Genomic DNA, 3,168 nt, shown 5'->3' with positions numbered 1-3,168 from the left:
CCGCCCCATGCGGGACGGCGGCTTCTGGCCCGTCGTTGTATGCGGCGTCAGTCGCGCGGCAAGCTGTAATATGCCGAGCCGATGGTTATGCGGAGTTGCGGGCGGCGCGTATTGCGCCGCCTCCACTTTTCTCGGTTGTCGCTGCGCATAATCAGCGGCGTGCGTTGCCGGCGAGCATGGCGAGCAGCTTGTCCGGCGGGCGGAAGCGGCCGGGTTTCAGTTTCGGCATGGTCATGCCGGCGATCATCTCGAGCTTCTCCATGGGGTCGGCGCGCAGGTAGATCTCGGTGCTCTGGATCGAGGCATGTCCGAGCCAGAGCGACACCTTCCGGACGTCTCCCGTCGCCTGCAGCGTGTGCATGGCGCAGGAATGGCGCAGCACATGCGGCGTCACGCGTTTTTCCGCGATACCTGGCTGGGTCTTCGCGGCCGTCCCGACGTGTCGTGCCAGGATGTACTCGAAGCCCGACCGCGTCATCGCTCGGCCGCTGCGATTGTGGAACAGCGTCGGGTCGCCCTCGGGATCTCGCTGGCGTAGCCATGCCTCGAGCGTGGCTCGGGTTTCCTTCCAGAGCGGCAGGACACGCTCGCGGCGACCTTTGCCGGTCACATGCAGGCTCACCGGATCGCGCCGGTCGTAATCGGCGAGCCGGAGGCCCGTCAGTTCGCTGACCCTGAGCCCGCAGGCATAGGCGAGGCTCAGCATGGCGCGGTCGCGAATGCCGTCCCGTGTGCGGGGATCGGGCGCCGCGAGCAACGCGCCGATCTCCGCGCGCGTCAGCCAGGCGACCAGCGCCTCGTCGGCCTTCTTGCGCGGGATCGCCTGGACCTGCCGGATCTGCTCGAGCGCGGCCGGGAGCCGGTATTCGAGGAAACGGAACAACGCCTTGATCGCCGCGAGCCGGGCATTGCGGGTGCGCACGCTGGCCCCGCGCCGCTCGATCTCCTCGAGGAACGCGAGGATCAGCGGCGCGTCGATGTCCTCGAACGCGAGTTCGGAGGGAGGTCGTCTCAGCCGGTCGGCCGCGAAGCGCAACAGGGCCGCGAGGGACTGGCTGTAGGCGTCGACCGTGTTGGGGCTCACGCCACGGTCCACGGGCAGATGCTCTCGCAACCAGAGCGAGAGGTATCGGGCCAACGGGGTCATGAGGACGCCCCCGCCGCGAAGGCCTCGGTGCGATCCGCGATCTGGCCGAGCAGCGTCGGTGTGCCCTCGAGATACCAGTAGGTATCGACGATGTTGACATGACCGAGCCAGGAGCTGAGAGCCACCATGTGGCGGGCGACGTCGCCGCGCCCTGGGTCGCAGGCTTCCAGCGACCGGACAGCGAAGGTATGGCGCAGATCGTGGATCCGCGGGTTCCGCCCGCCTTTGGCGACCCCTTCGAGCCCGGCCTGAGCCAGCATGCGTCTAAACGCGCCACGCGCGGTTCCGTAGCACAACCGCCCGCCGCGATCGCCAAGGAAGATCGCATCGGAAGCATCCCGCACCCGGGCGCGCCGGGTCAGATGCATCTTGAACTCGACCTCGACCGAGGGATGCAGCGGCAGTAGCCTGCGTCCGCGCCGCTTGGCCTCGCGGATCAGCAGCCCGTCCGGCGTGAGATCGGCGAGGTCGAGCCCGAGCGCCTCCGAGATGCGCATGCCGGTGGCGGCGACCAGCCCGAACAGAACCCGGTACTGACCCGGCACGCGGCAGCGCCAACTCGCTGCGCGGTCGGCCACCGACACGAGCGCGGCGATCTCTTCGGGCGCATAGATATAAGGTGCAGGCCGCTGCCGCGCCGTCTGCGGCAGCAGATCTGGCGGCGGCACCTCGTGGCGTGCGTCCTCCGTCACGGCGGTCAGGGCGAAGCGGCGGACGGTCAGATAAACGATCCGGCGTTGTGCGTGGCTCCCGGCGCGGCGGGACCAGTCCAGAACGGTCGCCGTCCGCACATGGGGCTCGCCCCGTGCTCCGGCGAAGGCGGCAAAGCCGGCCAACTGTGTGGCCTGGGTGTCGAAGACGAAGCCACAGGCGCGCATCAGCGCGACATGACGTTCCACGGCGGCGCTCAGCATGGCGACGCCTCCGGCCAGGGCTGGGCGATGGCGCCGAGCGCGTCGAGATCGACCTTGGCATATCGGCCCGTGGTCTCGATCGAGCGGTGCCGCAGCATCGTCCCGATGGTCTCGAGGCTCGCGCCGTCCTCCAGGGCCGCGCGGGCGGCCGAGTGGCGCAGGAGATGCGCGCCGTAGGATGGCACGTTCTCGAGGCCCGCGCGACGAATGGTGCGGCGGACGATCTTCGAGATCGCGGCGGACTCCGTGAACGATCGCCAAGGCGCTGCATAGCGCAGGAACACATGCGGATCGTCGACCTGCGGGCGCCCGTCCTCCAGCCAGGCGAGCAGCGCGTCGCCCACCTCCTGAGGCAGGGGCAGCCGGCTCTCTCGCCGACCCTTGCCGGCAAGCGTGATCCGTCCGCGTGCCCAGTCGATCTGATCGAAGTGTAGGCTGCGCACGTCTTCTGCCCGAAGGCCCAGCCGGGCGAGCAACAGCAGGATCGCAAGGTCCCGACGACCCGTCGGGCTGGTTCGGTCGCAGGCGGCGAGCAGCCGTTCGACATCGGCGGGCTTCAGGCCGCGCGGCAGATGATGGCCTTTCCAGTCGGCGATGGTAGGCACCGCCGCGACCAGTCCGGGATCGCACCGACCCATGGCCGCATGATAGCGCAGCCAAGAGCGCAACACGGTGACGGTCCGCTTCAGGCCACTGCGGCCATCGCGTCCGCGCCGGGCCAGGATCGCGGTCCGCAGGGCCACAGGCGTCCACCCTGCCGGATCGGCGCCGATGGCAGGCAGAAGCTGACGTAGCCTCTTGGCGTGGCCCCGTACCGTGATCTCGGACAGCCCGCGATGCCGTCGCAACCAATCGAGATAGGGCGCGACATGGGGCGCATGGGGATCGGCGACGGGCGCTGACGCAAGCACGCCCTCGGCCACGAGGAAACGGACGAACCGCTCGACCCGGAACAGATAGCGGGGCGACCGCGGCCCGCCGCGCCTCACACCGCCGCAATGGCAGTCGTGATCGGCGAAGTCCTGGACCAGCCCACCCGCCGGGCCAGAGAGCGTCCGTCCGCCAAGATGCGCCCATGCGCAGAGGTGTCGTGCCGCCGCAACGAGG

Annotated in this window: 3 protein-coding genes; all 3 read right to left on the bottom strand. The window is 69.4% G+C overall.

Translation table 11 applies throughout. The features are described from left to right. Positions 1–151 precede the first annotated feature (151 nt). On the bottom strand, positions 152–1,147 hold the full coding sequence (locus tag ACESL7_RS14765; protein WP_372894057.1) for a tyrosine-type recombinase/integrase: 996 nt from the start codon (positions 1,145–1,147) through the stop codon (positions 152–154). After that, positions 1,144–2,061, bottom strand: coding sequence for a tyrosine-type recombinase/integrase (locus ACESL7_RS14760; RefSeq protein WP_372894056.1), 918 nt, complete (start codon positions 2,059–2,061; stop codon positions 1,144–1,146). The genes ACESL7_RS14765 and ACESL7_RS14760 overlap by 4 nt, the downstream gene beginning before the upstream one ends. Further along, a partial coding sequence (locus tag ACESL7_RS14755; protein WP_372894055.1) for a tyrosine-type recombinase/integrase occupies positions 2,055–3,168 on the bottom strand: 1,114 nt, incomplete at its 5' end. The genes ACESL7_RS14760 and ACESL7_RS14755, both read right to left, overlap by 7 nt.

It is taken from the genome of Rhodosalinus sp., assembly GCF_041685465.1.
Lineage (GTDB): Bacteria > Pseudomonadota > Alphaproteobacteria > Rhodobacterales > Rhodobacteraceae > Rhodosalinus.
The sequence above is the reverse complement of the archived record's forward strand: the minus strand, read 5'-3'. Positions and strand labels throughout refer to the sequence as shown.